Annotated in this window: 5 protein-coding genes and 1 pseudogene; all 6 read left to right on the top strand. The window is 64.3% G+C overall.

Features of this window, described 5'->3' with window-relative positions; translation table 11 throughout:
- On the top strand, positions 1-786 hold a 786-nt coding region (locus C7H84_RS33680), incomplete at its 5' end, for a phage tail protein (RefSeq protein ID WP_240462173.1).
- Positions 761-967 carry a tail protein X gene (locus tag C7H84_RS33675; protein WP_121862856.1) on the top strand — a complete coding sequence of 69 codons (207 nt, stop codon included), beginning with the start codon at positions 761-763 and terminating at the stop codon, positions 965-967. The genes C7H84_RS33680 and C7H84_RS33675, both read left to right, overlap by 26 nt.
- A gap of 1 nt (position 968) precedes the next feature.
- Positions 969-2018 (top strand): annotated as a pseudogene (locus tag C7H84_RS33670) (contractile injection system protein, VgrG/Pvc8 family); the annotation flags it as partial.
- Positions 2019-2399: 381 nt separating this feature from the next.
- The gene (locus tag C7H84_RS33665; protein ID WP_121862854.1) at positions 2400-2846 is read left to right on the top strand and encodes a hypothetical protein; all 447 of its coding nucleotides are present in this window, start codon (positions 2400-2402) and stop codon (positions 2844-2846) included.
- A complete protein-coding gene (locus C7H84_RS33660) occupies positions 2843-3409 on the top strand; it encodes a glycosyl hydrolase 108 family protein (RefSeq protein ID WP_121862853.1) in 567 nt (188 codons plus the stop codon). Before C7H84_RS33665 ends, C7H84_RS33660 begins: the two co-directional genes overlap by 4 nt.
- Before the next feature lie 5 nt (positions 3410-3414).
- Positions 3415-3936: hypothetical protein (locus tag C7H84_RS33655; protein WP_121862852.1), on the top strand; the 522-nt coding region annotated here is incomplete at its 3' end.

The raw sequence follows: 3936 nt of genomic DNA, 5'->3' as shown, positions 1-3936 counted from the left end.
AGCCAAAACACGGTCGACACGCTCCAGCGCCTGGCGACCGGTAACTTGACCAGCGCGGCCGACCTGCTCTCGGGTGCCGCCAGCGCGCTGTCGGTGGCGGGGGATGTCAGCCCGCAGGTTGCGACCGCCATGCGTGGCCTGAATGCGGTACAGGCGGGCGTCGGCACGATCCTGCAGACCGCGAACGATTCGCGCTTTCCGGCGGTGCGGGCCGCGGCCGAGGGCGTCACCTCAGCGCTCGACGCGGTGCGCCAGCCGTTCAACCGGTTTGTGAGCAAGGATAGCGCTGCGCTCGACGACGTCCGCTCAACGGCCACGGGTTTGGCCACCGGTGCGTTCGGTACAGGCGTACTCGATGGCGCATCGTCGAGTACGCCGCACCTGATGACGCTGGCCACCGACGCGGGCCAGACCTTCCACTTCAATCTGTCGACGGCCGCGTTCGATACGCTGCGACGCGCCACGCACTACCGGGTGGCCACGCAGGAGCGCCTGAACCGTCAGGAAGCGCTGCAGGCCGTCAGCGTCGGCGGCGAGACGATCACGCTCTCAGGCGTGGTGTTTCCGCAGCTCGGTGCGAGCGTGCGTCAGATCGAGCGGCTGCGGGCGATCGGCGCCGACATGAAGCCGGTGCAGCTGACGACCGGCGCGGGCGATGTGCTTGGCCGCTGGTACCTGCAGCGCATCGACGAAGAACAACACGCGCTGCTCGCCGACGGCGTGCCGCGCAAACAAACCTTCAGTCTGGAGTTTGGCCGCTATGGCGAAGATTTTAAGCACGTGTGAGGGCGACGTCCTCGACACCCTCTGCTATCGCGTGTACGGCAGCTTGCGGGGCACGGTCGAGGCCGTGTATGACGCGAATCCGGGGCTGGCGGCGAAATCGCAGCCGTTCGAGGCGGGGGTACGCATCGTGATGCCCGAACTCGAGCGCCCGCGCGACGAGTCGATCCAGTTGTGGAGTTGAGATGGAAGCGATGTTCCAGGTGATCGCGAACGGCGAGGACGTGACGCGGGTGATCCAGGACCGGGTGCTGGAGATCCGCACTGTCGACAAGCCGGGGCTGGACGCGGATGAATGCACGCTTACGCTGGACGATCGCGACGGCCGGATCCGGTTCCCGCCCAAAGGTGCGACCCTCAAGATATCGCTGGGCTGGATGGGACAGGGATTATCGATGCTCGGCGAGTATGCGATAGACGAGGTCGGCGTGCGCGGGCCACCGGCGAGCGTGGTGATCCGTGGCAAGCCGGCGAACATGCGCGCGAGCGCGAAGACGCAGCGCGAGGGCAGCTGGACCAATGTGAAACTGGCCGACATCGTGGGCGAGATTGCGCGCCGTCACGGCTGGACGGCGGTGTGCGAGCTCGACGTGCTGATGCCGCGCGTGGACCAGTTTGGCGAGAGCGACCTGCATTTCGTGACGCGCGTGGCCCGGCAGGTTGGGGCCACCGCTACGGTCAAGGCCGGCCGCTTGCTGGTACTACCGCGCGGAGCGGGCAAGAGCGCGAGTGGTAAGCCGCTGCCTGTCGTGACGCTGACACCGGACATGCTGCTCGACTATGACATCCAGTTCCCGGACCGCGCGAGCTTTGCAGCGGTGCGCGCGAAGGTGCATGACCGCAAGACCGGCAAAAAGCTCGACCTGACGATCCCGAATCCCGACGCGCCACCGGGTGCATCGGCCATCCACACCGAGCGGCATGCATTTGCGAGCGCGAGCGTGGCGAAGGTGGCGGCCACTTCACGCCTGGCGAAACTGAACCGGCAGACCGCGACGAGCCGGCTGACGCTGCGCGGTCGGGCGGACCTGGCGGCGGAAAAGACGGTGATGCTCAAGGGGTTCAAGGACGATGTGGACGGCGCATTCCTGATCGAATCGGTGGAGCACAGCTACGCATCGCGTGGCTGGATCACGGTGGTGACGCTCAATGGGGGCAATGCGGGCAAGGCGAAGGTCGGGCACGGGAAGCCGCCGACGAAGTCCGTCAACCTGGTGATTCCGGCCCCGGGCCGATGGCGCGCGACGGAACATAAAAAAGTGCCACCCGCTCGGGGTGGCACAAATACAGATACAGAGGTCGACACCCCGGGGTGGAGGTATCAATGCGCATAGTGGGTCATCCAGCCTGCGGCACTTTCAAAAATCGCTCTAGCTCAAGGCGACTTGAGCGTTGCTCGGTCTCGGTCGTCCACGATCGTGTTGAACAAAAAAATGCCACCCGCACGGGGGGTGGCGTAAAACGGATTGACAAATTACCTGAGAGCCCGACGCCTTCGTCAGTGGAGACGTCGGGACATATCGTGCCGGCAAACAGGTTCGCCTGGCTTTCAAAAATCAATCTGGCTCGCGGCGTTGGCCGGTAGCTCGCGATGAACCTATTAAAGACGAGAAACGATGGGTGAGGAAAAACAGGAACTCGCGGTACAGATCGCGACGCTCACGCAGCAGATGCGGGCGGTGGCGGCCAGCGTCGAGGACATCAAACGCTCGGTGCAGCCGTTTGCCGATCTGGATCGGCGGCTCGCGGAGACGGCCGTGCGAGCGGAAACCGTACGCGAGGACGTCGGTTTGCTGTGGGGCCGTTCGCGGGCCGACGAGCGTGCGCGTGGCCAGTTGGCGCACGAGATCACCGACGTCGACCGGAAAGTCGACGCGATGAAACACACGGCTCGAGGCGCAGTCTGGGTGCTCGGCATCTGCCTGGGTGTGGTGCAGACCATGATGGTTGGTGCAATCGTGTGGGTGTTCACCCATATCAACGAAGGCGACGCGCTGAACCGCCTGCAACAGCAGCGTCTCGAGCAACTCGAGCAGGAATTGAACGGGAGACCGAAACCATGAAACTGCAAGACCGAATGGATGCGCTGATCGGGCGCGAGGGGGGATTCTCGAACGATCCGGCTGATCGCGGCAACTGGTATCTCGGCAAACTCGAAGGAACCAGGTGGGGCATCACGGCGGCCGAGGCGCGCGCGAACGGCTACACGGGGCCAATGCAGGACTTGCCGCGCGAGACAGCGATTGCGATCTACGAAGCGCGCTACTGGCGAGACCCGAAGTTCGACCAGCTCGAGGCAATCTCGCCGGCCCTGGCCGACAAGCTATTCGATATCGGCGTGAATGCGGGGCCGTCGACCGGCGTCAAATTCCTGCAGCGCGCGCTGAACGTGCTGAATCAGAACGGCAAGACGTTTGCGGACCTGGTGCTCGACGGCGTCATCGGGCCGGCCACGCTTACTGTGCTCGAAGCATGGCTCGCACTGCGCGGCGTGGACGGGCACCGCGTGCTGCTGGGGATGATCGCGGCGCAGCAGTCGGTGTACTACCTCGAGCTGGCCGAGCGCCGGCCGGCCAACGAGACCTTCGAATACGGCTGGCAACTGAATCGGGCTTTGGGAGGGTAAAAGATATGCTCGAAATGCTGAAGACGGTCGCGCCCTGGCTGGTGACCGCACTCACGGGCGGGGTACCCGGTATTGCGGTGATGGCCGCAACCACGATTGCGGAGAAGCTGGGGCTCAATGACCGTTCGGTCGAGGCCGTCAAAACCGCGCTAAGCGACGAGGCGTTGACGCCCGACCAGTGGCTTGCACTGAAGCAGGCGGACGATGAGTTTGCGCTGAAGATGCGCCAGGCCGGCTTTACGCACGCGCAGAACATGGCGGGAATCCAGGTGCAGGCCGATCAGATCGCCGCGGGTGATCGGGCGAGTGCGAGGCAATTGTCCATCGCCGAACACGACCACACTGCGCGCAATCTGGCGTACCTGTATACGCTGGCGCTGTTTGCGGTGATCGGGCTGGAGTTCTATCTGGCGATCGGCGGCATCCGGATGCCAGATATGGTGAAAACGACGCTCGACACGCTGCTCGGCGTGCTGATCACGATGGTGATCGGCTCGAAGGAATATTTCTTTGGATCGTCGTCGCGG

Origin of the sequence: Burkholderia sp. Nafp2/4-1b (assembly GCF_003635165.1) — a bacterium.
Classification (GTDB): Bacteria; Pseudomonadota; Gammaproteobacteria; order Burkholderiales; family Burkholderiaceae; genus Burkholderia.
This window is presented reverse-complemented; position numbering and strand designations above follow the sequence as displayed.

Bases quoted from the DNA above. Each gene is read 5' to 3' on its own strand.
- C7H84_RS33665 (WP_121862854.1), top strand. From the start codon at position 2,400: ATGGGTGAGGAAAAACAGGAACTCGCGGTACAGATCGCGACGCTCACG.
- C7H84_RS33675 (WP_121862856.1), top strand. From the start codon at position 761: ATGGCGAAGATTTTAAGCACGTGTGAGGGCGACGTCCTCGACACCCTC.
- C7H84_RS33660 (WP_121862853.1), top strand. From the start codon at position 2,843: ATGAAACTGCAAGACCGAATGGATGCGCTGATCGGGCGCGAGGGGGGA.